This window comes from Streptomyces sp. NRRL WC-3605 (assembly GCF_001509795.1).
Classification (GTDB): Bacteria; Actinomycetota; Actinomycetes; order Streptomycetales; family Streptomycetaceae; genus Streptomyces; species Streptomyces viridochromogenes.
Genome location: NZ_LLZN01000090.1, coordinates 1 through 23,757 on the forward strand (window position 1 = coordinate 1; position 23,757 = coordinate 23,757).

General features: G+C 65.5%; 22 protein-coding genes and 1 pseudogene. 15 read left to right on the top strand and 8 right to left on the bottom strand.

The annotated features are described in order from the left end of the window. Positions 1–257: 257 nt before the first annotated feature. The 3 genes and pseudogenes from ADL34_RS37280 to ADL34_RS28615 form a co-directional block, all read left to right on the top strand. Positions 258–404, top strand: a pseudogene (locus tag ADL34_RS37280) (zinc finger domain-containing protein); the annotation flags it as partial. A gap of 102 nt (positions 405–506) precedes the next feature. After that, the gene (locus ADL34_RS28610; protein WP_234375126.1) at positions 507–1,265 is read left to right on the top strand and encodes a recombinase family protein; all 759 of its coding nucleotides are present in this window, start codon (positions 507–509) and stop codon (positions 1,263–1,265) included. A gap of 71 nt (positions 1,266–1,336) precedes the next feature. Next, positions 1,337–1,942, top strand: a complete 606-nt coding sequence (locus ADL34_RS28615; protein ID WP_159038989.1) for a hypothetical protein — start codon at positions 1,337–1,339, stop codon at positions 1,940–1,942. 131 nt (positions 1,943–2,073) lie between these two features. Here the strand turns inward: ADL34_RS28615 and ADL34_RS37285 are convergent, their stop codons facing one another. Beyond that, positions 2,074–2,616, bottom strand: coding sequence for an HNH endonuclease signature motif containing protein (locus ADL34_RS37285; RefSeq protein ID WP_159038990.1), 543 nt, complete (start codon positions 2,614–2,616; stop codon positions 2,074–2,076). A gap of 158 nt (positions 2,617–2,774) precedes the next feature. Continuing rightward, entirely contained in the window at positions 2,775–3,563 is a 789-nt protein-coding gene (locus ADL34_RS28620; RefSeq protein WP_079034459.1) for a pyridoxal-dependent decarboxylase, read from the bottom strand. A 1,066-nt stretch (positions 3,564–4,629) separates the two neighbouring features. On the opposite strand from ADL34_RS28620, the gene ADL34_RS36225 reads away from it, so the two are divergent. The 3 genes from ADL34_RS36225 to ADL34_RS28630 all read left to right on the top strand — a co-directional run bounded on the left by ADL34_RS36225 (position 4,630) and on the right by ADL34_RS28630 (position 7,580). Beyond that, entirely contained in the window at positions 4,630–5,109 is a 480-nt protein-coding gene (locus ADL34_RS36225) for a hypothetical protein (RefSeq protein ID WP_159038991.1), read from the top strand. A 165-nt stretch (positions 5,110–5,274) separates the two neighbouring features. Then, positions 5,275–7,158, top strand: a complete 1,884-nt coding sequence (locus ADL34_RS28625) for a hypothetical protein (protein WP_159038992.1) — start codon at positions 5,275–5,277, stop codon at positions 7,156–7,158. Then, on the top strand, positions 7,155–7,580 hold the full coding sequence (locus tag ADL34_RS28630; RefSeq protein ID WP_062673899.1) for a hypothetical protein: 426 nt from the start codon (positions 7,155–7,157) through the stop codon (positions 7,578–7,580). Before ADL34_RS28625 ends, ADL34_RS28630 begins: the two co-directional genes overlap by 4 nt. A 54-nt stretch (positions 7,581–7,634) precedes the next feature. Here the strand turns inward: ADL34_RS28630 and ADL34_RS36230 are convergent, their stop codons facing one another. Then, positions 7,635–7,793, bottom strand: a complete 159-nt coding sequence (locus ADL34_RS36230) for a hypothetical protein (protein WP_159038993.1) — start codon at positions 7,791–7,793, stop codon at positions 7,635–7,637. 225 nt (positions 7,794–8,018) lie between these two features. On the opposite strand from ADL34_RS36230, the gene ADL34_RS28635 reads away from it, so the two are divergent. The 3 genes from ADL34_RS28635 to ADL34_RS28645 are packed head-to-tail and all read left to right on the top strand — an operon-like array spanning position 8,019 to position 11,333. After that, positions 8,019–9,044: an ABC-three component system protein gene (locus ADL34_RS28635; protein WP_062673901.1), complete on the top strand. Its 1,026-nt coding sequence runs from the start codon at positions 8,019–8,021 to the stop codon at positions 9,042–9,044. Next, positions 9,041–9,508: an ABC-three component system middle component 2 gene (locus tag ADL34_RS28640; protein WP_062673903.1), complete on the top strand. Its 468-nt coding sequence runs from the start codon at positions 9,041–9,043 to the stop codon at positions 9,506–9,508. Before ADL34_RS28635 ends, ADL34_RS28640 begins: the two co-directional genes overlap by 4 nt. Then, positions 9,501–11,333, top strand: a complete 1,833-nt coding sequence (locus tag ADL34_RS28645) for a coiled-coil domain-containing protein (RefSeq protein ID WP_062673905.1) — start codon at positions 9,501–9,503, stop codon at positions 11,331–11,333. The genes ADL34_RS28640 and ADL34_RS28645 overlap by 8 nt, the downstream gene beginning before the upstream one ends. 162 nt (positions 11,334–11,495) lie before the next feature. Here ADL34_RS28645 and ADL34_RS37290 read toward each other — a convergent pair whose 3' ends face one another. After that, positions 11,496–11,810 (bottom strand): transposase, encoded by a 315-nt coding sequence (locus tag ADL34_RS37290; RefSeq protein ID WP_079034460.1) that lies wholly within the window; start codon positions 11,808–11,810, stop codon positions 11,496–11,498. Between the two features lie 181 nt (positions 11,811–11,991). Between ADL34_RS37290 and ADL34_RS28650 the strand changes: the two genes are divergently transcribed. Both ADL34_RS28650 and ADL34_RS28655 read left to right on the top strand, forming a co-directional pair. Continuing rightward, on the top strand, positions 11,992–12,201 hold the full coding sequence (locus tag ADL34_RS28650) for a helix-turn-helix domain-containing protein (RefSeq protein WP_062673907.1): 210 nt from the start codon (positions 11,992–11,994) through the stop codon (positions 12,199–12,201). 232 nt (positions 12,202–12,433) lie between these two features. Next, entirely contained in the window at positions 12,434–13,360 is a 927-nt protein-coding gene (locus ADL34_RS28655; RefSeq protein ID WP_234375127.1) for a hypothetical protein, read from the top strand. Between the two features lie 202 nt (positions 13,361–13,562). On the opposite strand, the gene ADL34_RS28660 is transcribed toward ADL34_RS28655, so the two are convergent. Continuing rightward, positions 13,563–16,082, bottom strand: coding sequence for a DEAD/DEAH box helicase (locus ADL34_RS28660; RefSeq protein ID WP_062673910.1), 2,520 nt, complete (start codon positions 16,080–16,082; stop codon positions 13,563–13,565). Positions 16,083–16,503: 421 nt separating this feature from the next. On the opposite strand from ADL34_RS28660, the gene ADL34_RS36235 reads away from it, so the two are divergent. The 4 genes from ADL34_RS36235 (at position 16,504) to ADL34_RS28675 (ending at position 19,339) form a co-directional block, all read left to right on the top strand. Beyond that, entirely contained in the window at positions 16,504–16,650 is a 147-nt protein-coding gene (locus ADL34_RS36235; RefSeq protein ID WP_159038995.1) for a hypothetical protein, read from the top strand. 300 nt (positions 16,651–16,950) lie between these two features. Beyond that, on the top strand, positions 16,951–17,790 hold the full coding sequence (locus ADL34_RS28665) for a hypothetical protein (RefSeq protein ID WP_062673912.1): 840 nt from the start codon (positions 16,951–16,953) through the stop codon (positions 17,788–17,790). Continuing rightward, complete coding sequence (locus ADL34_RS28670; RefSeq protein ID WP_062673920.1) at positions 17,790–18,770, top strand: hypothetical protein; 981 nt, start codon at positions 17,790–17,792, stop codon at positions 18,768–18,770. Before ADL34_RS28665 ends, ADL34_RS28670 begins: the two co-directional genes overlap by 1 nt. Beyond that, positions 18,767–19,339, top strand: a complete 573-nt coding sequence (locus ADL34_RS28675; protein ID WP_062673914.1) for a hypothetical protein — start codon at positions 18,767–18,769, stop codon at positions 19,337–19,339. Before ADL34_RS28670 ends, ADL34_RS28675 begins: the two co-directional genes overlap by 4 nt. Before the next feature lie 63 nt (positions 19,340–19,402). On the opposite strand, the gene ADL34_RS28680 is transcribed toward ADL34_RS28675, so the two are convergent. Genes ADL34_RS28680 through ADL34_RS28690 form a run of 3 tightly spaced genes read right to left on the bottom strand, consistent with a single transcriptional unit; the run spans position 19,403 to position 23,447 of the window. After that, positions 19,403–19,972, bottom strand: coding sequence for a DUF6262 family protein (locus ADL34_RS28680; RefSeq protein ID WP_062673916.1), 570 nt, complete (start codon positions 19,970–19,972; stop codon positions 19,403–19,405). Further along, positions 19,969–22,500, bottom strand: coding sequence for a tyrosine-type recombinase/integrase (locus ADL34_RS28685; protein ID WP_062673918.1), 2,532 nt, complete (start codon positions 22,498–22,500; stop codon positions 19,969–19,971). The genes ADL34_RS28680 and ADL34_RS28685 overlap by 4 nt, the downstream gene beginning before the upstream one ends. Then, positions 22,497–23,447: a tyrosine-type recombinase/integrase gene (locus ADL34_RS28690; RefSeq protein ID WP_234375128.1), complete on the bottom strand. Its 951-nt coding sequence runs from the start codon at positions 23,445–23,447 to the stop codon at positions 22,497–22,499. The genes ADL34_RS28685 and ADL34_RS28690 overlap by 4 nt, the downstream gene beginning before the upstream one ends. Positions 23,448–23,757: the final 310 nt, after the last annotated feature.

Genomic DNA, 23,757 nt, shown 5'->3' on the forward strand with positions numbered 1-23,757 from the left:
CTCACTACCCGGGGGCACATCGCCGACTGGCGGAGGAAGGCCGGCAGCGTGTAAACGCGGCACACTGGATCAGTGTCGGATGATGCAAGTTTTTATCCGCTTTCCAGAGGTGGCCCGCACCTTCTCAGAAATGACCATCTGTGAGAGTTCTGCGAGAGTCCCGGAACGCGATCTGTTTCCGCAGGTGACCACTCGCAGAAGTCCCCTCAAAACCTGCACGTTGTGCGACGGGGTTCTGAGAGACTGCCGCTGTGGACGTGACGCCCGATCAGGCCGCATTGGCGGTAGAACGCTACGACTGCCCGAACTGTGACGCGCCTGCCGGCAGCGCCTGTCGTACGAGAGGTGGGAAGACGGCGGCGAAGTACCACACCCCGCGTTTCGTCCTCGTGCCCGCGCTGCGCGAGGAACTCGAAGTTCTGGTCCCCGCCGACCGCGGCCCAGGCCGCGCGTGGAAGCAGGGTCCGGCGCTAAACGTCGTGCCCGCGCCCCGCACCGAACGGCCGGTGAGAATCGGGTACGCGCGTACGTCGACGGCCCGCCAGGAGCTGGCGAGCCAGCTCGAAGCCCTCCACCGGGCGGAGTGCCACAAGGTCTTCCAGGAGCAGATCAGCACCCGGGTGAAAGTGCGGCCCGAGCTGGCGAAAGCGCTCGCGCTGGCCCACCAGTTTAAGGAGGCCGCGCCCGAGACGCCGGTCATCTTCACGGTGCACGAGCTCAAGCGCCTGGCCCGCAACGCCGCCGAGCTGATGACGCTGTCCGCCGAGCTCCAGGCCGACGGCATCCAGCTCGAACTCCTCACAGGCCCGCTCACGGGCATCTACGACCCCAACGGCATGGGCGCCATGTTCTTCGCGGTCCTCGCAGTCGCCGGGCAGATCGAGCGCAACTACATCCGGGAGAAGACCCTCGAAGGGCAGGTCATCGCCGCTTCCAAGGGCAACCACGGCGGACGGCCGAAGGTCATCGACGACGACTCGCTCACCTTCGCCCTCGCGTTGAAAGCGAAGGGCGTCCCCGTCCCCGAGATCGCGAAGAAGCTGACCATCAAGACGGGCAAGAACGCAGGAAAGAACCCGTCGGTCGCCTCGCTCTACCGGGCGCTCGCTGAGGCCGAGGACGCTGCAGTGGACGACGGCCTGCCGCTCCGACCCAAGCCCGTACGCATCCGTCGCCCCGAGGACCCGCTCACCCCCGAAGAGACCGACCTCCGCGAACGTCTCCAGGCCCAGCGCCACCCGAACGAGCAGCTCCGTGGCCAGTAGTTGTGAGCGCTGCCCGCTGACGCTGAAGAAGGCGCGTTCCCGTAGGAACCCGTGGGGATACCGTGCTGCACATGGCCACCGCCCCGAAGCCCCACAACCTCACGGCGCTCCTGCTGTTCATCGACACCCACATCATCGACGCCGCGGACGAGGCAAGCGTGTGCTTGAGGCGCCTCCGTGACGAGGGATGGATCAACCTTCAGCGGACCGACGCCATGGACACGGAACTCGCCGACGCGCCCACTGAGAAGTGGGCACAGCTCACCGAGGCCAGCGCCGGCTACCCGGAGGCGCTCGGGCCCATGGTCTGGGGCCAATCCCGCTGGGACTCCTCCGTCTGGGGCACTGAGGAGGACCACACCCGCCTGCACGAGGTGTTCGCCATCCTGTTCCCGAACGTGGACCGGACGACCGCTCGGGACAACCACATCCGTGACGCCATGCACGTCTCCACAGCCATCCGGTACGGAGGGTTCGGGTTCGTCACCCGCGAGAGGCGCCTGCTGAACAAGTCGGACCGGATCGCCGAACGCTTCCACGGTTTCCGGATGTGGCCGCCGGAAGACGCCCTTACCGAGGCAGCTGCCCGGATCCGGGGCCTTCGAGAACTCCACTACCGCGAACCTCACCGCGGCGCCCTGCCGGCGTGGCCAGCGGAAGGCGATCTCCCAACTTGACGTCTGGGGCGGAGCGACCAAGATCACGGCCTTAGCGCTGATGGCTGTTCCGTTGTTCCCCGAGGCCGGGCTCGCTCAACAACTGGCAGGCAATAGCAGTCTCGGATACCGATTTCGCGAGCCGCGCCATGCTACGCGGCGGATCGCACGGCCCTTGTGCACGTGTGGCAGCCGCGCTTCCCTGGGAGGCCGGGGAGGTCGTACCCGTTATCACCGGTGACGTCGTGTCCGCGAGGGCAGATTCGCGCCAGGTCGGCCTTGCGGGGCTTCCGTCGTGTACTCGGCTTTCTCATCGGCGGGCCTTCAGCCTCACAGGTGAAGCAGATGCGCACCTGCGAATTGAATCGGAAGTAAGCGATCTGGTTGTGCCAGTCGTGGCCGCGCCGGCAGACCCTCCGTCGTAGATCGATACGGCGGTAGTTCTCCAGCGGGGTGACCCACTCCAGGTGCTCGACATTCACGCAGTCCCGTACCTGGCACGTGTGGTCGATGACCAGGTCCGGATCGGCTGGAAGCTCTCCGAAAGCAACCAGCCAGGCAACGTGGTGAGCAGGTACAACATGGCGCCGGGCAGCCACCTTGTAGCGACCCCAACCGCCCTTGATGAGATCTCCGGCCCACTTGATGCACCCGTTGCCGTCGGGCGGGAGGCAGAGTTTCCGAAACTCGTCCACCTCCGCCTCAGTGAGCAACAGGGGGCGTCGCGTGGCATGAACATCGCGGGGCAAGCCAGTTCCTCCGTGCGTACTTCGCAGATGGAGATCAGGCTACGGCGAGGCACTGACAGTGGGCGTGAGTAGTTGCCGTACAGGGCGACGGCGGCTTGTGGGGGTCAGGGCTGGGACTGGCTCGCGAGGTCGGCGCACAGGGCGTCGACTGCTGCATGGTCCACGTGCGCGACGGCAATCAGATGCGCGCGGTCACCTTCGCACGCCAGGTGCCAGCGCTCGACGACCTCGGACGAGGGGCGGGCGAAGGACACGGTCAACGAGTCCGTGGGGCGATGCGGGTTGGTCCCTGCCTTCTCCAACTGCTGCGTGGCGTACTCAGCCACCTCCAGGCACCGTCGGATGCGCTCGCGCATCCCGTCGTGGCCCAGTTGCCGCAGCGCGGCCCACATCAAGAGCACAGCCAGGCCCGACCGGGAGCACCCCAGGGTCCGGTCGGTCGCACGTATGTATTCCTGCACGTCAGCATCGGACGGCTCCGCGACGAGATAGCGTCGGGCGAGGAAGACTCCGGCCGGCACGGGAAGCCCGAGTACTTTGTGGCCAGAGACGGATATGGAGTCGGCGCCATCCGCAAACGACCAGCGCGGCCGGGAGGGGGCGTGGGGCGCCACCAGACCTCCCAGGGCGGCGTCCGCGTGGACGTACACGGTTCCGGCATCGCGTACCTCGCGGACGTCGTCGTAACCGCCGTGCATCGTGTTGCCCACCGTGGCCAGCACGATGGCTCCGGGCCGACTGCCGCCTGGCGCGCGTAGCTTGCCGCGCAGGAAACCGCTGGCCGCTACGCGCAGGCGCAGTTCGTCGGGGTCCATCGTGCCGTCCTCCTGCCCGGGCACCAGGCACAGCCGCACGCACTTCTCTAGGCCATATATTCTTGGGGTTTCCGCCATCACCTTCTGTGTCGCCGATAACTATTATTTGTGCCCCGGTGTCGTTGGTCTCGGGTGCCGATTCTTGGGCAGTAATTCGGTGTGCCCCAAGGTACTCGGCAACACGCCAACGCTGTTTCAACCCCTTTGATTCCCAATCCTTGAACGATGGGTCTGACTTCAAGGGGTACTTCAGCAAGGTGGCATAGTAGTGATGAAGGCGCGTGAGCTCACTGTCATCCCAGGCCGAGAGCCAATTCCGCGGTGTCAGGGAAAACTGATTCGTCGTCACGTGGCTGATGAGTTCGTGCAGGAGGCGTTCACCGGCATAGACTTCGTCGGCTATCACAACTTGCTCGCGGCGCTGCCGCTTACTGAGCGCGTTACTTCCTTGGCCTCGACCATCCTCGCGCGCAATAACCCACTCCACAACGGGATCGCCCGCCACTGTTACACGACGATCCTCAATGCTAGTGGGTGCGGTAGCGGCATCGGAACCATGCATTGTAAGTCCCCAAATCGCGAAACTACCGAAGTTGATATCGCATACGGGATATCCGATAGACAATGTGTGCCAGCCCCGGCGCTAGCCGCGTCGACAAGCGGCCCTGTCTCTAGGGTCACCCGCCATCACTCCTTTCGTCAAACGCTACAATCAGCAAGTTTGTCGCCGTTCGCGGAAGGCCTCTCTAAACTGGCGCGTTCCGCGAGACAGTTCTGACGGGCTGCCGGGTTTGAACTGACGCCTGATCAAGTCGCAAATGCTGAAGAACGTTTCGGGCTGTCGGAAGTGCGAAGCCCCCGCCTAACACTGTTCCTTGGGACTCTGATACTGGCGTTCAGGGAATCCCGGTGAGATTGATCGTGGCGGATGTCGGCCCGCTGAACGGCGTGTCAGGGAGTGAGGACCGGTCCTGCTCGGCACCACGAGGACCATGGACAACCTCTCGCTGCCCGATGGCCTGCCCTCGCCTACCTACGGGCGGTGGTGACCGCGCTCGAACCGCATGCCGGATCTACAAGCGGGTCCTGAGCGCTACGTGACAGCCCTGAGGCGGCGCTCTGTATCGGCTTCAGCGGCACGCACGTGCTCATCTGGAACCCGTTCGCCGGCTGCTGGCTCTGCGACCGGGTCAACGTGGAAGACTGCATGCTCGACCAGGCGCACCGGCTGGTGTCCGGTGCAGTGGTGCCCCGGCCCACCGACGTGGTGTCCGCAGTGATGCTCCAGGCCGGACGGCGGCTCGATGAGCTACCGCTGTACGCAGCGGAGACCTCGGTGATGGCCGGGACACGACTCACCCCCGTCCAGCAGCGGGCGGTCGATAGCGGTGCGCTCAGCGAAAACGAGGGCATGGGCAACTTGGCAGCCGAACCGGGTCGACGGGCTACCGATCCGCTCGCCACAGGGTCCGCGGTGGACCTGCCGCAGGCTGCGGCATCGGCTCGGCCTGACGCACCGTTGTGCTACCTTTCCCGGCTAGCTGCATCATCGTCAGTTCGCCTGCCCAGTACGACCGTTGCTCTCAAAGGGGCCCGGTCGCACCAAGGCTCCACCCGTCATTGATCGACGAGTGTCCTGAAGGAACTGTGAATTGGGCGATGTGCGCCACAACCCTGGACGGCCACCCGGCCGGGAGGGCAGGTGGGGGCACGGTGCCGAGTCAGGTCCAAGCCCTCGCCCTCTGCTAACCAAATCGGTGAGCAGGTCGAGAGACCTAGGAAGACCCCCGTGCCCCACGTAGCCGCGTCGGCCGGCGAGCCGCAGCTCCCCTTCTCCACCGAGTCCGACATCGTTGATCACCGACGCATTGGCGCACGTCTGCGGCCGCCCGCCTCTCAGGCAGTGATCGACAAAAGCGTCGCCGCCGGTATCGCGGCCGGGCTGAGCCCCGAGCTAGCCGAGACGCTGACCGCCGCCGCTGCCGACCAGCAGCAACTTCGCCGGGCCCTGCGCTCACCGAAGGTGCAGCGTTTCGGCTCCGAGGAGTTCACGTACATCGAGTTCGATGTCGTGACCTGGCGCGTCCTGCCGTCGCCGGACAACATCCGGTTCGAGGACGAGCACGCTCGCGGCACGATCGGCATGCCTCGGTTCAGGGCCGTCGAGGGTGAGGCGCTGCTCACCTTCGAGATGGACTCGGCCGACAAGCTGATCGACGCGATGGCCCCGCGGATCACCGACATGGTGGACAACAACCCGCACGTCGGCTCCATCCTCGACCGCGGTATCGAGACACCGGGATGGCTGAGCGCCCTCCGGGTTACCACGGACGTGGGCGCCGTGACCAGGCTGGAGTCCACGGATGGCTTCGGCCGTATCGTGGCCAGCCACAATGGCCTCGGCATCACGTTCAAGGACGTTGCGTGGAACCTGCGTCCCGGCGGCCGTCGCGCGACCAACCTGCTCCGAGACCTTGTCGAGTGGGCTGGAAGCGACATGGTCACGGACGAGCAGGCCCGCAAGGTCCGCTGCTCGATCATGCCCAACGCCCGGGTGATCATTGGCTTCTCGGCCCCGCGAGGGTTCGACCGGGCTCGTCGGCGGTTCGTGGCGCACCTGCACATGGCGCCCCCCATGAACTTCTCCACCGCGACCACGCTGAACGCCAAGGCGAACGCCGCAGTGGACAACCTCTACGAACGCGGTCTGCTCCCCGTCCCCAGCGGGATGACCGCGGAAAGGGTCCGTGACATTCTCGATGGCTCGGACCGCGAGCACGGCCTTCTCGCCGACCAGGTCGCCGTCCTGGCATGCGGGGCACTCAACCCTCATCCGAACAAGCGCCAGGCCCGCGCGGTCAACGAGGCGATCGTCGACCTCACCGGCGCGAAGCCCAAGCTGGAGGAGCGCACCCAGCTGGCCGCCGAGGTCGCCCTGCGGGGCTTCCCTGCGGATAAGCGGCTCACCGCCCTGCGCTCATCGCTCGACCGGGCCTGGCGCTGGTCGGTGCTGCGTGGCGTCGAGCTGACCTGCAGCGACCCGCTCGACCTGCTGCCCGAAGCGCTCCGCGAACTCGTACAGGCTGGAGACGCCGCTGGCCCGGCCATCGCCGAGCTCGCCACGCTGGCTAGCTACCACCTCGTCGGGGGCCGCACTCAGCTGCTGACCCGTTCCGAGTTCGGCAGCCGCGGCAGCAACACCGAGCCCCAGCAGATCATGCGGCAGCTGGCCAAGACCGACGTCGGCCTGCGGCAGCTGTGCCAGATCGTTCTGGACGGTCGGGCTGGACGGGACCCGCAGGAGCTGGCCAAGGGCACCACGCCGGAGGACAAGCGAATTGCGGGCGCCGACACCCTCACCCCCGTGCGGCTCCGCGAACTCGCCGACCTGTCCGAGGGGGAAGGCATCACGCACGCCAGCCCCGAGGACCGATTCGCGGCGGCGCTCAAGGAGTTCCAGAAACGCCTTGACGACCTGCTCACCGCGGCCCAGAAGGTCGGCGACGTGACCGGCAAGGATGGCGTGGCGCTGGTGGACACGTTGGGGTACGACAACTCCAACGTGCGGAACACGCTCGTCGAGATCACTGACCTCGTCTCGGAATGGCGAGGCGCACGCCGCCGAGCCGACCGGATGCGGGCCGACCTGGACGAGAGCGGTGACGCCCGATGAAGGGCTTCACGTGCACTCTCACCCCAGAGAACTACAACACCGCGTGCGATCTTGCCGGACCCGCACTGCTGCGACGCCTCCCCGTCGCCTCGACGATCCTGCAGATCACAGAGGATGGGGCCTGGAGCGAATTCTCGACGGGCGTCTACATCGCCGCCGACTTCGAGAACATCATCCGCTACACCGGAAGCGCGATCCGCCACGGATCGGTCGGTGACCGCGTCCGGGAACACGTACTGTCCGGACGCGCCGCACAGTGGACCCGCCTGATGGTGGTCCCGCTGGTAGCGGACACCGAGGAGGACCTCGTGCGCAGGATCGAGGGTCGGATCGGAGCAGTCCTGCGCCCGCTCGACAACAAGCGGCTCCCCACGCTCGGCGGGCCCCGACGACCTGCCTGGCGCAGGACCGCTCGGCGATAGGACCAAGAGGAGACAGCGAAGGCCCCTCACTGCGCGTCTGGGGGGCCTTCACGCTCAGGCAGCCTCGATCACGCCAGCACCCGCTGCGAACGGTTGATCGTCATCCTGGTCGCCGTCCACGTACTTGCCGGAACCACGATTCTGCGCAAAGACGTCGACCTCGCTGCCGGACGGCTGACCGTCCGGCGCGGAGCCGGCCAGCCGACGAATCATCGGTCCACACCCGACACGTGTGTCTGTCCGCTGGGCACACCGGCTGGCTCCTATTCGCTCGGCTGTGGTCTTTTCGTGAACGACCTGCCAGTGATACCTCTAGTGGGTCCACCGGCGGGAAGTGGCGGCGGCATTCAGGGGGAGATGTTGGATCCGAGTCATGGCCAGCGGGGGGCAGGTAGCCAGGCAGGTGGTTCTTCGCTCATCCTCAACTATCCAACGGCCATGCAGTTTCCGGCCATGCCGTCGCCTGAGAAGATCGTCTTCACCTACGATCCCGACGAGTTCGAGAAGTTCGTCGAGGAGTGGGTGCCCGCGCTGGACAGCCTGTACGTGAGGGTGGAGCGCCAAGGAGGTGCTGGCGACCACGGCATCGACGTGGCCGCATTCCTCACTCGCCAGGGCCTGGAAGGTCCCTGGCACAACTACCAGTGCAAGCGCTACAAGGGAACGCTGGCTTGGAGCACCGCCGCGGGCGAGATTCGGAAGATGTTCGCGGGCGTGGTCACCGGTCAGTTCATCGTGCCGGAGCAATACACCTTCGTCGCCCCGTCCATCGGCCCCAGCCTGCAACAGGCCCTGCAACGCCCGGTCGGTACCCGCAAGGACTTCGTGGAGGCGCTGCGCGAAACTACGGACAAGGTCATCACAGACCTGGGCCCGCGGTTGAGGCGCGAGGTCGAGGAGTTGGCTGCGGACACGTCGTTCGAGATCTTCCAGACCGTCAACATGAAGAAGATGCTTGAACAGCACAAAACTACTGACTTCTGGGTGAAGCGATTCCCACCGGAGTCCCCGCCCCGCCCGGCCGTCATGGAACCGCCCGAGAAGCCGGAGCCGCGCGAGGCCCGCTACGTGCAGCAGCTCGTCCAGGTCTACGCCGAGCGCTGGCCCAGTGATGCCAGCACCGTTACCCAGATTGCGCAGCATCCCACGGCTGGCCCGCACTTGCGCCACCAGCGTGAGGCGTTCTTCAGCGCCGAATCTCTGCGCCGCTTCGGGGAGGAGGCCTACCCTGAAGGTCATTTCGAGGCCATCGTCAAGGACATATACGACGCCGTGGTCGACGTGGCAAGGGATGACCACCCCACGGGGTGGAAGCGCCTACAGGCCGTCACCTCGCAAGCGATCAGTGCCGGGCTGACGCAGACGGTTTTCGCTCAGCACGTGAGAACTCTGGACCGTACCGGGGTATGTCATCACCTGGCGAACGAGAACGAGCTCACGTGGTGTGAGGGAGAAGGGACATGAAGCCGCTGAACAGCCCACTGGAGATCGGCGTGCGGGCACTGGTGCTGCTCTCGGAGAGCCATCCCGATGCTTTGGACCTGTCCCAGCTCGCGCTCTTAGACCATGCCGCGCTACACAGCGGAGAGTTCGACGGACCGCCAAGCCTGCACCCGGATCTGCCAGCTCGCTCGGGAGAGCTCGGCCTGAAGCGCACGGTCCTTGAACAGGCCCTTCTGGTGCTCATCCGCGCCGGCCTGGCCGAACTCGAAGCTGACGGGACTGGCCTGGTCTACCGGGCCACGGAACGCGGCCCGGCCTTCGTGGACGTTCTTGAAGCCCCGTACGTGCTGCGGCTCCGCGAGCGCGCCGAGTGGGCCGTCCATCAATGGGCCCCGGACATCGATGTACGCGCCACCACCCAGTCCCTGCTAACGACTCCCCCCGCCCCCATGACCTCCCGCCCGTTCGAGGGCCCTCGTGGGTAGTCTCCAGCTGGTCCACCTCACTTACGCCGGCTCGGGCAAGCCATCAGCGCAAATCGTCTTCGGCCCCGAGCTGACCACCATCTACGGTGCCTCCGACACGGGGAAGACCTTCATCGTCAGGTCGGTCGAGTACATGCTCGGCGGCGCCAAGCTGACCATGGTCCCGGAAGCCGAGGGATACACCCAGATTCTGCTCGGGCTGCTCCTGCCCGACGGCAGCCCGCTGACTCTCGTCCGGCGCCCCGGCACCAACTCCACGCATCTGCATCGCGAGGACCTCCGCGACCTGGTCCACCGCCCCGCGGACGCCATCGTGAACTCGGTGCACAACGCCCGCAGCAAGAACAGCCTCTCGATCCACCTGATGCGCGCTATGGGTCTAGATGAGGTCCTCATCCGCAAGAACGAAGCCGGTGGCACCCGCTCCCTGGCGCTGACCGACCTGGTGCACCTGTCCGTGGTTACAGAGGACCGCATGATCGCCATGCCCTCCCCGGTCCTACGCACCGGCACCGCCAGCACCCGCACCGCGGAGACGTCGGTCATGCGCTTCCTCCTGACCGGGGAGGGAGACCCTTCCATCGACACCGGGCCCAACGCGGGGCAGCGGCGTGTGAACAGGGGACAGATCAACCTCCTGGACCAGCTCGTGCTCGACTTGTCCGCGAAGCTTGAGTCGAACGAGTCTGAGCGCGACCTCAGGGACCGCCTCGCGCGGGTCAAAACCGCGATCAACGCGCAAAACATCGCCCTGCACGCGGCCAACGAAGGTCACCGCGAAGCGGTACGCGAGCGCATGACGCACGCTCGCCGTCTCGCTGGGCTAGACGAGCGGCTGGCCGAGGTCAGCGACCTGCTTGGACGGTTTAGCCTGCTGGAAGACCAGTACCGCTCCGATCTTGAGCGGTTGGTCATGGTCAACGAGGCCGGCAGCATCCTCGGCTACTTCCGCGTCGGAACGTGCGTCTTTTGCGGAGCAGATCCCGAGCACCAGCACCCCGACCACAGCCAGCAGGAGGCCACTCAGCTCCACATTGCGGTGCAGGCGGAGGCCGCGAAGACGACCGCCCTGCTCACCGACCTCCTGCCGACCATCGCCGACCTCGCCCGCGAACAAGAGGAAATCACCCAGACCTGGCAGGCCGTCAAGGACGACCTGGAGACGCTGGACGAACTCATCGCCGAAGCCGAGGGCCAGCTCGCACCGCTCCGGGAGGGCCTTCAAGAACTGCTGGACGCACGATCAGCAGTCGAGCGGGCACTGGAACTGCATGCGCGGATCGCGGAACTTGAGGACAAGCGCTCCCGCCTCGACGGAGAGGGAGCGGTGCCCGCTAGCCGGCCTGCGCAGTACATCGCCGCTCGGGTCGTCAACAACTTCGACTCGGTCCTCCAACGGACCCTGAGCAGCTGGGAAGTACCAGCAGTCGACAACTCCGGGTACGACCAGTACAACGCCGAGATCCGGGCCGGGGGCCGCCCTCGCGCCGGTCGTGGCAAGGGCGTGCGATCCGTCCTGCATTCGGCCTTCACTACCTCCCTGGCCCGCTTCTGCATCGAACAAGACCTCCCGCATCTCGGCTTCGTCGTCCTTGACTCCCCCGTGGTCACCTACCGCCAGCCCGTGAAGAACACCCCACAAGACCCCGACCTACCCGACGTGCGCATCACATCCACTGTCGTGGATCGCTTCTACGAGGACATGCTCGCCTTCCCCGGCCAAGCTGTGATCATCGAGAACGGCGATCCACCCCTCGGCGTCCTCTCCGAGGCCACCACCTACAATTTCACCGCCGCCGACGGTCGCCCTGGCTTCCTCCCGTGATCCCGTCGATTCCGCGATCTGCAGCGCCAGCGCTGCAGCAAGGAAGCCTTTAATGCCCTACGCAATCTCCTTAGCGGTACAGCTATTGCGCTTCTGATACGTGAGACAAGTAGCCGACAGCACATCGGGGCTCATGTACGGCGCTGAGAACGGTACAGCTGTTCACTGTCTAGGTTCGAGTTCCGCCGCGAACAAGACGGCAGCCGCCTTGAGGATTCCGTTAAGGCGGCGCAGGTCAGCGTTCTCCTTTTCAAGCTGACGGACTCGGGCATTGGTACTCGCGGCAGTTTCTACATTTCGACCAGCTTCCGCATCGGCTTTTTTAACCCAGTGCCGAAGTACCTCGGGATGTACCCCCACCAGTTCCCCTACCTGTCGCACGACGCCGGAGCGTCCGGGGCTGGTCGGCCTCATCTCAGTGACCATCTGGACTGCCCGCTCAATCAATTCTGGTGGGTACTTCCTCGGGGCCGGCATAGAGGCGTCCTCTCCAAGAAACTTGGCTTCGGCGACGGCCACTTCTTGACTCGACAAGCCTGAAGCACAGCGCTCAGCGCCGATTATGCACAACTGTTCATGGCAGTCAAATGGGCGCAGATGTCAAGTCAAGTTCGTGCCTCGCCTTGATCCGCCTGATCCTCAACTCCACACCTTCGGCATGCATGTGCGTCGGTTACGTGAGGCTCGTGGGCTCACCCTTGAGGAGCTCGCCAGCAGAAGTGGCATGAGCTTCCGCGGAGTGGTCTACATCGAGCACGGACGTCGCAACCCAAGCTTGACCACCTTGATCAAGCTTGCCCGCGGCTTGCAGACCGAGCCTTCCACGCTCCTCGGAGTCTTCGACAGCCACGACTGGAGCGGCGGCTGAACCGCTTCGGGTCTGATGGAGCTCTCTCCCCCGGCTGCCGGCGGCGGTTCTCGCGGAGCTCTTGGGAATCAGTCCGGAAACGGCGACCGCCTGGCCCCAGTCCGGAGGCAACTGGGCTCGATACGCCGCACAACTCCACGACCGACCCCACTCCCAAGCTTCACTGAGCCGCACAGCGGACGCTGGTGAAACTCCGAGCGCACGACGGCCCAGCGGTCCTATCGTTTCGGCCATGGACGCAGAGCATTTGAAGGGTTCATCCCACAGATGGATGAATGCCGCACTGGCGGCTTTTGTCGAGGGCCCCGAGAGCCACGACTTCGCCGTTCACCATGCTGGAGTCGCTACGGAGCACCTACTCAAGGCATACCTCGCCGGGATTCATCCAGCTCTGATCGTCGACGGTCGGCACTTCGACTCGTTGCTCCATGCCACAGGCCTGAGCTCCCACGCAGGCCCGCTGACCAAGGTCAAGACCATCGGCCTTGTTGACGCCTACGTGCGGGTGGTCAAGCTTCTGCCCGGAAAAATCCCGATCAGCAAAGAGGATCTCGAACCCCTGGCGGACGCCCGCAACGGAGTTGCCCACAGCGCGATACACGACTCGGCACAATCCGAAGCAGTGTTCACGGCCTGTCTGCGCTTGGTAGATCCGGTTCTCGAAGAATTGAAAGTTGATCCGAACAGCTACTGGGGCCCATACCTGGTCCTGCACGACAAACTGGTCGATGAACAGGTGCGACAGGAACGCGTTGCGGCGGAAGCTCTGCTGGTCAAGGCCCGTTCGTTGTTCGAGCAGCGCTTCGGTCACATGGCACCCAAAGAGCGTGATGTTGTTCTGGCCGCAATCACCAGCAAGCCGATGATCACCATGGGCCGAGAAGCATCAGTGGAGTGTCCGGCCTGCGGCTCTCAGGGGTGGATGGCTGGCGAAGTGGAGGCCATCCACATCCACAACGACGGCCAGTTCACGGTCGACCCGAAGGAGGTTTTCCTCGCCCCCCACAGGTTTCACTGCGCAGCGTGCGACCTCGAAGTGGGCACCAAGCTTCTCGTGCACTTGGGCGACCTACCCCGGGGCATCTTCTTGGATGCCAACCCTCATGACTACATCGACGACGAACCGCCAGTGGACGAAGACATCTACAGAGGGCGTTGAGCCCAACCGCCCTCATTTGCGGATTCTGTTAGCCAAAGTTGCCAATATCCCAAGAAGGGGAGCTTAACCAGTCAATTCTCCTTCTTTGAGCTTGCCAAGAAGACAGATGTGAGTCGCTGGATAGGGTGGTCTAGAGAGCTCGCTACTTGGGGCCGCCGACCATAGGCCGGCGGCCCCAAGGCGTTTACCGGTTGAGATCGATTCAGACCTTACGTGCCGAGCTGGCGTAAGTATTGAAAAGTTGATCTCCGTTCAGGCGGTTTGCCACGAGATGGGTAGCAACACTGGCCTCGTCACGCCACAGACCCAGACCGTCGGCCAGAGCAACCGTGTACTTGGTTACGGCGGCTTTGAGAGCGTCGAGCTTGTCTGGCGTGATGACGACCATGCCCGGCTCCGGAGTGCCCAGCGAGTCGCAAATATTGCTGGGGTGGAGCATGACCGGCAGCGGACTGGCTTCCGGATACTCGCTGCGATCCCATCGGACGCTGCCGCCTAGCTGGTTCAGATCGTGCTTCGAGATGGTGTTGGTGGTGCAGCCCGTCTTGAGTTCTGTGACGGCGTGCCGAGTCGGACTGAGGATCCAGAGGTTGTCTGGACCCTCGCCGCCGCTCTCCTTGTCGGGGCGGCTGCTGGCGAACCCAAGGTGTCGTCCCAGCTGTTGCCACGCAGCTTCGGCCTGATTTGTACGCTCCTCATCCCAGGCGATGTCCTCCAGCATGGCCTTGACTCCGAGGACGAGCTGGGTTGGATTGTCGTACGTTGCGGTCAAGAACGCGGCTGCTTCTCGGGCTTGAACCGCCCCGGCCTTGGCCTTGGCGGGGGCGATGCCAGCAGCAGGTCGCAACACCGCGTGGTTGAGTCCCGCGGCGTTCACGAGCACCTGCTGAGCCCGGTGCGAGTCGGTGAAGTGGACGTATCCAGCCCGCTGCTCCATCAGCCATCCCCGCAAGGCTGCATCATCCGTCTGGTTGATCACCTGCACAAAACGTTCAGCTGCGTTGCTGGTCTGGCCAACGACGGCCAGGTCGAATGCCTGCCGACTCGCGACGGCCTCGGGGCGGATTCTCGTGTACTCGGCGTAGCGGACCGTGGCCGTGCGACGCCGACTCTCCTCAACCCAGGCCGGATCCCGGCTGAGGAAGACGGAGAGAGCCTCCCGAATCGAGTCGATTCCCTCACCTCTGATCTGGAGAGCCAGTTCCTGGCTGAGCCCAAGCTGGGCCTGGGTGGCGTTGGAGAACATCGACAGGCGGTTAGGCTCCGTCGTGGCTCTGGCGAGGTTGGCTCCGAGAAGGAGAACTGCACAGTGGTCATCCCGATCACGCACTCCTCGCCCCATGCCCTGCTCGATCCTCTGGATCTCACGTGCTGTGACGGTCGGGCTGCCGGTCAGGGCATCCGCTTCGCGGCGGTCGGCGCCGCTCATCGGGGTGGGGACGCCGTCGAGGATCAGGAGGCGGCAGGCGTCGCCGGGCAGGTCGACCCCGTCGTATTTGTTGATCAAGACCACGAGGCGGCCGCGTGTGGACTTGAGGGATTCCACGCCGGCTGCGAGGTCGTTGACTCTGAGTACTGCGTCTGCGAATGGCTTCCACGGCTCCGCTGCCGGCCCACTGGGCACGATGACGACGACGTTGATCGGCTCTGAGTCGGGGGCACCGTCGCCATTCCGATCGCCGTTGGCGAATTGCCGGGCAAGCCATCTGATGGCCCCGGCGTCGAGGTTCGGGTTGAGCGCCAGCGGAGAAAGGATCAGCCGGTCGCCGAGGTCCGCCGCGCTTCCTGGAGTGACGGGTTTGACCAGGAGTTCGGGGTCGGCATCGAGCGAGGTCACGAGCACACTGTCGTCTGCGAGAGTGGCAGTGAGGTAGACGCGGCGGCGGGCTTTCGCGAACGACGGGATCATGTGGATCGGTGGGCATGGCGGACGGATCTCGAAGCCCTGACTGGTCGCGGTCGCGGAACACAGCGGGAGGACGTCCGCGATCAGGGGCCACGCGAACCGGAACTTATCGTTGCTTTCCCGGTGTGGGTGCAACAACTCCATGACGTCCTGGGCCCGGTCCGCCCAGGCCCAGAACGGGACACGGATGGCCGCCGTGTACTCCGCTGTACTGATGTCTGCCCATGCCTTCGCAGACTGTCGGCGCAAGTCGCCCTCGAACATATCCAGGAGCGGCTGGTAGGCGTCGTGCCCGCGGGCGATGTTGAGCGTGAACTGAGCCTCTGTGGCTGCCAGCGCGGCGTGGGCGTCGTCAACGATCACGGTGCCCAGATCCATGGGAGGGTGTGATCCGCCGATCACTCCGAAGCGGGACCGGCCGTTGATGAGGGTATGGAAGGTGGTGATCAGGATTGCCCGTTCGGCGCGGAACTCCATGTCGTCCGGGTCGTTGGCCGTCGCCAGTCCCAGCCGGTGGGCCTCGGCTCGGGCCTGGGTCGCCAGGTAGTTGTCGGGTGTGAGATAGACGGCCTTGCCAATGTCCTCGTTCAAGGTGCTCTGCGCGATCAGCAGGCCGACGACCGTCTTGCCGCCTCCCGTGTTCTGCTTGATCACGATGTCATGGTTGTCTCGGATCTCGAACCATGATTCGAGTACCTCGCCCTGTTCCTGACGGAGGTATGGGAAGGGGCGGTTCGGTAGTCCATTGAAGATGTCGCGTGGGCGGATGAGGGGTGCACGATCGCCCTTGCCCAGCCTGCTCAGATCCAGAGGCATGTCCTTCGAGTCCCCTCTCCCGCCGGCTGCGGACGCTGCCGGTCTCGCGTTGTCATCATGCCGTTGTCGGTTCCCTCGGTGCACAACGATGAGTGACGCTGCTGGCGCCAGCCGGTCTGGTCAAGGCCTGTCAATCGGCTGGTGCTTCAGCGCCAGGCATGAGTGACGCGGGCCACACCCCGATTCGTTGAGAGGCACCTATCTTGGGGCCTCCGTCGTGGGAGTCTTCCTTCAGCTCTCATTCGGAATCCCGTCCGGCAGGCGGTTCGTGACCGCCGGAGAGCACGCAACGTGCTGACCCGCCCTAGCCAATCCGAGCGGGTGAACCGTCTGGTGATCGCAAGATCGCTGGAGCGGTCGATGTCCGTTGCGGAAAGCCGCCCCGTCAGTGCGGAAGTTCGCGCACTGAAGGAGCGTCTTCGTGATCGGCCTGTTCTCCGAGGCTCTGCCCGAGTTCCTTGGCAGCCTCTGCGCCACCCTCGTCTTCACTATCGGCGCCTGGACGGTGCGTAAGGCCCGAAACCGTGCGGTCTCCAGAAACAACCAGACGACTTCTGACGACGAGTAGAAGGAACAGACAGGGCCCGCGTCATCGGCGCGGGTTCCCGCTGCCCGCTTCGAGGAAGGCGCTCAATGGCAAAGGGCGCTCTGAGAATCCCCGGACGGTCGGGCAGCCGGGGCCAGGTCAGCAGTCTCCTCTCCGTCACTGACACGGGTATAGCTCCGCCCTGATTTGGCGCCGCAACCGCGCTGTTCAGAGGCAGTGTGCGTCAACGCGGGTTCCCATAAGGCATCTTGGGAGATCAAACGGTAAGCATCCGCTCAATTACTCTGTGCGCTCATCCCGTCGGTTCAATGAGGAATCCGTATGAGCTACACAGACCAGGATGTGCGCGAGGGTCGTCGGCTGATGGACGACGGCCGTGAGAACCGGCTGGTGATCGGCGACAAGCTGCTATCCGTCACAGCCTCGGGCCACGACAGCGCCTTCGATCGGTACTGCGACGAGATCAGCCTGAACCCGCGCACAGCCCGCCAGTACCGTCATACCGCCCGTATGTGCACCCCGCCCGTGCGGCAGCTTGTGGCCGGCAGCGGCGTCCACGTCAGCTATAGCGCGCTCCGCGAAGGGGCTCGCTTGGCGCCGTCCGGCAAGCCGTACGACGAGGGCTACAGCACGCTCCGCCTTCTGCTGGAAGATGCACGCGCGGCCGGTGCCGGCCGCGTCAGTGTGACCCAGTACCGCCGTGCTTTGGGCATGGGGCCGGCCTTGCAGGACCTGCTCAACCCAGCCAGCGACATGTCGGTGGCCGAGTACCTGAGCGCCCTGCCGCCCGCGGAACGCGACAAGGTCCTGCGCGACCTGGTGGAGGAGGACGTCAAGGTCCACGATGCCATCAAGCGGGCCATGGACGACAAGCGCCGCAGGGATCGTGAGAACCGCGGCCCCGAGTGCGGCGGGGGCAAGCCCGACAAGGCCCACGCCCTGGCGCGGGACCTGGTGCGGCTGCGTGACCAGGCCACCGCGTTCATGAACCGGTACCCGCCGTCCGCCGCTGTGGCCTTCACCGGCGAACAGCGTGCCGCGTGTGCGGAAGTGCTCGGCACATTGGAAGTCCTCGCGACGTGGATCAAGGTCAGGATCGGCGGTCATGGAGCTGCCGCCGACGCTGACCGTGTCAAGGCCCGGGACCTGGTGACCGTGTGATGGAACCGGTAGCAGACGACGGCGAAGACCGTCTCAACGCCGATATCGAGGAGTTCGCCACCCACGACCGCAAGGGCGGGTGGGCGCGAGCGCTCTTGATCGCCCGCCGAGTCGAGCCCGATGGGGGGCATGGCGTCGGATTCGATCAAGAGTCCACGAAACGGTTCGACCGAACCGTTTTCCGGCGCATCAGTGCCCGAGAGTTCGCCCGCCGGTCGCACACCAGCCACAAGCGAGTCATGGCCTTCCACGAGGCGTGGAAGCGTGCAGCTGCGGACGGCATCGTGCCGCCGTTGCACGACCTTACGCCGGGCGTCCATGTTGATCTGCCGGACGAGGAGGAACGGCCGTTCTTCGGCGAGCGCGGCTACTACCGCAGCTATGAGGCCCGGATGAATGCGGGTGAGCGGCGGCAGGCCATTGAGCAGGAGGCGGAACGGGCCGGGCTCAAGCCGGGCTCCCCGGTCTATGTCGCCCAGCAGCCGAAGGCCCTGAAGACGGCGATCCTGGCCGATCCCACCGCCCGAGCCGCCGCCAAGGAGGCCATTGAGGAGTTCGAGCGTCGCGAGGCGCGAGCGGACCTCGAAGACCGTGCCGCAGCCCGCCAGACGGCCGAGGAAAGCGACTGCGAGTTCGACGCAGGCGAAGTACACGAGGACTACCGGGCACGGGATGCGGAAGCCGTGGAAGTCGAGCGGGCTGTCCGTGCCACGTCGCGGGAGCAGTCCGAACCCGACGTGGCCTTGCAGGTCTTCACCGAGATGACCGAGGTCCGCCTGGGCACGCTGCGGGCGCTGTCGCTGCTGCAACGCAACCAGGTGCAATTCACCGGCGACCGGAGCCGGGCGATTGCCGAACTGTGCGATGCCTCGCAGGCGGCCATGGCGTTCATCCGCGATCTTGCGGCAAGCCGCTACACCGCGCTGAACGACGACGCATTGCAGGCGTTCTTGGACGAAAGCGAGAAGAAGCTGGGATGAGCCCCAAGCGCGACAGCAGTACCCCATCCCAGGCTGAGCAGGACGCGATCGACGTGCTGCTGTGGCTGGGCCACAACGCTGGCCGAGAGCTGTCCTACGAGGATATCGCCGGTGGTATCGGAATCCCCGACGGCAGCCGTCTGCGGCGCGCGGTGCCGAGGGCCCGTGCCGCCGCACATGTGCTCGGCCACCGCCTGGAACAGTTCATGCCATCCCGCGACCCGCTGCGGCGGGGGGCGCGGGTGACCCGCTTCCACAAGTCCGGCCACGGCGACGAGTTCGGCGCCCGGGACGCCCTGCTCGCCTGCCGCAAGGCCGTGGCCTACATGGGCGACATGCACCGGGCCTGCACGTTCGAGGCCAACAATCCGAACAGTATCGAGCCCGAGGCATTCGGGCAGATGGCCGACGCTGCCGAGGGCTGCATCAAGACCGTCAGCGGCGTGGAGGGCCTGGGCAGCAAGGTCGTCAGCGCTCAGGGGACCATCCGGCGCCAGGCCCAGCGGATCGCTGACCTGGAGGCCCAGATCGCAGATTTGACCTCGCATGAGTCCGCTGCCTCGGCCTGATGCGAGTACCTGGCATGGCCCGGCGGCGACAGCCGCCGGGCCATGCGGCGTCCTGCCGCCTTTTCAGACGCGGTTGATCTGTTTGAGCATTCGCTTGCCCGCTGCGCGGGCGGCGGCGAGATCGTCCTCGGTATCAGTGAGCCTGCGCTTCAGTTCGTCTCGTTCGGCACGTATCTCGTCGCGCTCCAGGGCGAGTCGCTCCGCCTCCGCCAGCAACTGGTTGACGCGGGCAGTCAGCTCCTTGGCCCCGACCTGGTCCAGTTGGGCGCCCAGCGAGCGCTGGACGGCCTTCTTGAGACTGTCCCGCTCTTCCCGCAGGGCCTTGTTCTCGTCGCGGAGCAGGGCCAGGTCGGTGGCCAGGCTCGCCGCGGAGGCGTCCTTCCCGGCCTGCCGGGTACGGCGATCGGCCTTGGCCTGGCCTTTCATAGCAGCCTCGATGTGCTCGCGGACCCCTTCGGCGTAGACGAGCCAGTTGGAGACGCCGGCGGCGCGGGCGACGGCGAGGAACGTGATCGGGTCGCCCTTGGCCTTCATCGCGTCCACGGTAGCCAGCACCTTGGCCCGCTTGGCCTGGCTGTCCCTTTTGCGGGTCTCGCGCAGGACGTCGCCGGGAGTGCGCTTGGCCTGGCTCATGCCGTGCTCCCGCCGCGCTGGTTGGGGAAGGTGGGCGTGGGCAGCGACACGGCACTGCGGCCTTGAGCGGCTCGCACCTTGCGCAGGACCGCCGACGCCTGCTCGACTTCCTCGCGCTCATCCTGGCTCATGGCTTCCACCAACTTCCGCATCGTCTCGGCAGTTCCCTTGAATGCCGAGATCTGATCGTCCAGGTTCTTCACCACGAACTCGTCCGCCTCCATCATGACCGCCATCTCCTTATCGGCCTTTAGCGAGCGGACGTGTTCCTCGATGGCAGGCAGATAGGACGGGTCCGGCCGGTACGAGGGGCAGGCGGCGCACTGGAAGCGGATCGGACATGCCTTTCCGCCTGCCTTGACGTTGGAGGGTTCGGTACAGTTGCCGAACGGCACCGCCACCGAGCGGGCCTCATACGCGGTGGCCGAGGCCATCGGAGCGGCCTGGCCCTTGCGGTCCACGGTGTGCAGGCGCATCACGTTGACCGCCTCCCGCTTCCGCTTCTGACTGATCTTGTAGTAGCGCTGAGTGGTCTGCATCGACTTGTGATCCATCAGCTCCCGCAGCACTTCGATGGGCACTCCGGCGTCCGCGTACCGCTGGCAGAAGGAGTGCCTGAAGGCGTACGGGTAGACCAGGCTGCGGTCGAACGCCACCCGCTTGCCGTCCTTGCCGAACTCCTCGGACAGCAACACGGGGACGCTGTCGGCCCACTTGCGGATCACGGTCGAGATCTGTTCGGACCCCAGATGCCGGATGATCCCGTTTTCCCCGGCTGGCGGGAACAGGAACGGCTCGCTGCCGGTGGGCAGGTCGAGCGTGTCGCGTACGGCCAGCCAGGCGCGGATCGTCTCGACGGTTTCGGGGGTGATCTCCAGGCGTCGGTTCAGGCGGCGGCCCTTGCGGTTGTCCCAGATCAGCAGCCACTCACCGTCGGCGTATTCCAGGCAGTTGGCCCGCAGTTCGGCGATTTCGTAGGGGCGCCGTCCGGTGTCCCGCAGCAGTTCGTACACGGCGCGGGCCAACGCGGCCACCTGCTCAGGGGTCATCTTGCCGTGCGAGATGTCTCGCCCCAACAATTCTGCGAAACTGTCGAGTTGGTCGATGACGGATTCGGGCAGGGCCTTGCCGGTGTCGTCCTCGTTGACCTCTTCCTGCTTGACGGTATGGCTGGAGTGCCGTGTGAAACTCGCGGACATGCCGTCCAGGTGGCCTGCGGCCCGGTTGTAGTCGAGGACCTTGAAGAAGCAGGAGAGCAGAGCACCGCGCTGCTTGCTCGACATGGCCCCGCCGTCCAGCTTGGGCAGCTGGCGGAAGGTGTCGACCACGGCGTTCATGTCGGCGAAGTTCAGAGCTGCGGCGTCCATGCCGCCGCCGGGGCGCATGTCCAGGGCACGGGAGGCAGCTCGGCACACCCGCAGCCCTCGCCTTGCCTCGGTCGTGTTCGGCTTTGTCTCGGCGATGAAAGTGACCAGCATCTGCCGCAGCCAGGGCTGACGGATCTCGGAAACGTCCAGGCCGCCGGGGCGCTGAGTGGTACCCCCGCGCAGCCCCCGTACGCCGAGCTCGGACAGGTCCAGTACGTCCCGGCTGGTTGGGTCGACGCCCTCGAAGCGGTCGAACGAGGAGCGCAGAATACGGCGCGTCTCCCGTACCAACGCATCCACGTTCGCCTGCGTCCCGCTCGGCAACTGCCCGGCCGCCGCCGTGGCGATGGACTCGACCCGCTCCGCAAGGTGCGAGACGGCCTGGCGCACGGCCACAGGGTCGATCTTCTGGCCGCGAATATCGCGCTGTTGCAGCGCGTACAGCATCTCCAGACGGGCCACCGGGGCGAGCGGCGCCAGGGAGAACTGGTGGACGTTCAAGAACGGCGCCTGCCGGTCCAGCCACACGGCCGACGGCTCGGGACGGCTCCCGCGCACGGTTGCCATGACCTTCTTCCAACGGCTCTGGTGCATGGCACACAGCCCCCAGGTAGCCCGCGCGTCGTAGCGGCAGCCCGCCACCCGGCACGCTGGCGACGGTGGATACGGCGACTGCTTCACGATCCACGCCCCCAGCTGGGAGCCGGGATCGCGTTGCAGATCCTTTTGCCGCAGCGAGCCGTGCGCGTTGCACAGACCCCACAAAACCGAGTCCCGCGGACATCCCTGAATCCGGCATCCGGCCCGCTCACCCGAGATCACCCGGTTGCGGTCCGGCACGTACAGAGCCTTGAACTCCTTTAGCCCCAGATTGCCGCCGCGGTGGGTCTTCTCGCAGGTGGCGCACAGCCCCCGCCGGACGCGGGTGAGCGCGTCGCAGGCAGCCACATCGCACCGGTAGACGGCCGTGCCCGGATTGTCCACGTCGCCGCTGAACAGGTGGGCGTCGCCGTCCCATTCAGCTGGCCGCCAGGCGGGATCGACTCGCTCACGCAGCCACCTGGTCCACTCCGCTAGCACCTTCGGTGCGGCACCGTCCGCTGTCTGTCCGGCCGGGAGCCGGGGCTGGTGCAGCGGCACGACATTCCCCGTCGCCGTCACCCGCGGGCTTCCTTCCTCTTGGCGGCCACCAGCTTGACGGCCTCGCGCTTGTCCTGGTCTGTCGCGTGGGTGTAGGGGTCCATAGACTGCGGCGAGAGGTGCCCGGCCATGTCCTGGGCCACGTCGCGGGCTACCCCGGAGCGGACCCACCGTGTGATCGCCGAGTGCCGCAGCATGTGCGGCCGGGCGCGGAACCCCGCACGGCTGGCGAGCCGCTTGAACAGCTCATACGTGCTGGGGTACTTCATCGGCTCCCCGAGCGGGGCCCTGAAAAGGTTCACAAACACCATGTCGCCGCCGGCCGCCTCCGGTACGGCGTCACGCTCGTAGCGGTAGTCGGAGTACAGGGCCACCGTCTCGGCCTCCACCGGAATCCAGCGCGGGTAACGCGACTTGGCGTAGGCGTTGTTGCTGTTCAGACGGCGCCGCACATGCACGTGCGGTCCTCCGACCCGGCAGCCCAGCGACGTTGAGTCAGGCAGGAAGTGCATGTCCTCACGCCGTAGCCCCAACCCCTCGCCGATACGCATTCCGGTGACTGCCAGCAACGACACGAGGAACCGGTCACGTGCGTGCGTGGTGACCTGGACGAGCTTGTGGATCTCATCGTCCGAAAGCCACTCGTAACCCGGCACCGATACGCGGTACTTGATCCGCCGTTCCTGGACCGTACGGTGCTGGCCGTCCTCGCCCGGATCAAATCCCGGCGGGGTGTAGTGCAGGAACTTCGGCTGCAGGAGCTGACTCACCACCGTCGACGGCACCCACCCCTGGAGCGATGACCATGAAAGGAACTCACCGATCGTGCCCATGATCGCGTTTGCAGTGCCCTTCTCCCGGAAGCGCGGCTCAGCACGGGGCCGACGCCCCTTAGGCGGCAACGGCTCGTCCACCAACCAACGCATCATCGCCATCAGCTGAGCCAGGCTCGGACGCGTCCAGTCCACCGCGTTCTCCATGCAGTACGACAGGTACAGGGCGATTCGGCCTGCGTACGTCCGCTGAGTGTTGTAGGCCCGGTCATCGTTCCTGAGCCCTGCAAGGTAGGCACACGCCTCAATGTGCAGCTCGAATGCCTCGTTGACGACGACCCAGTAGGTAGACCCGTCACCAGATATGGCGCGTTCGGCTCGGAAGTGCCGCAAGAGGAAAGCAGAGATAGCCAATTTGCCTGACACCCCTCGGATACTGTTAAGGCAAGTGCAGAACTACCCCACTTACCTCACGTGCCTGAAGAAACTCAGACACCCAAGATAA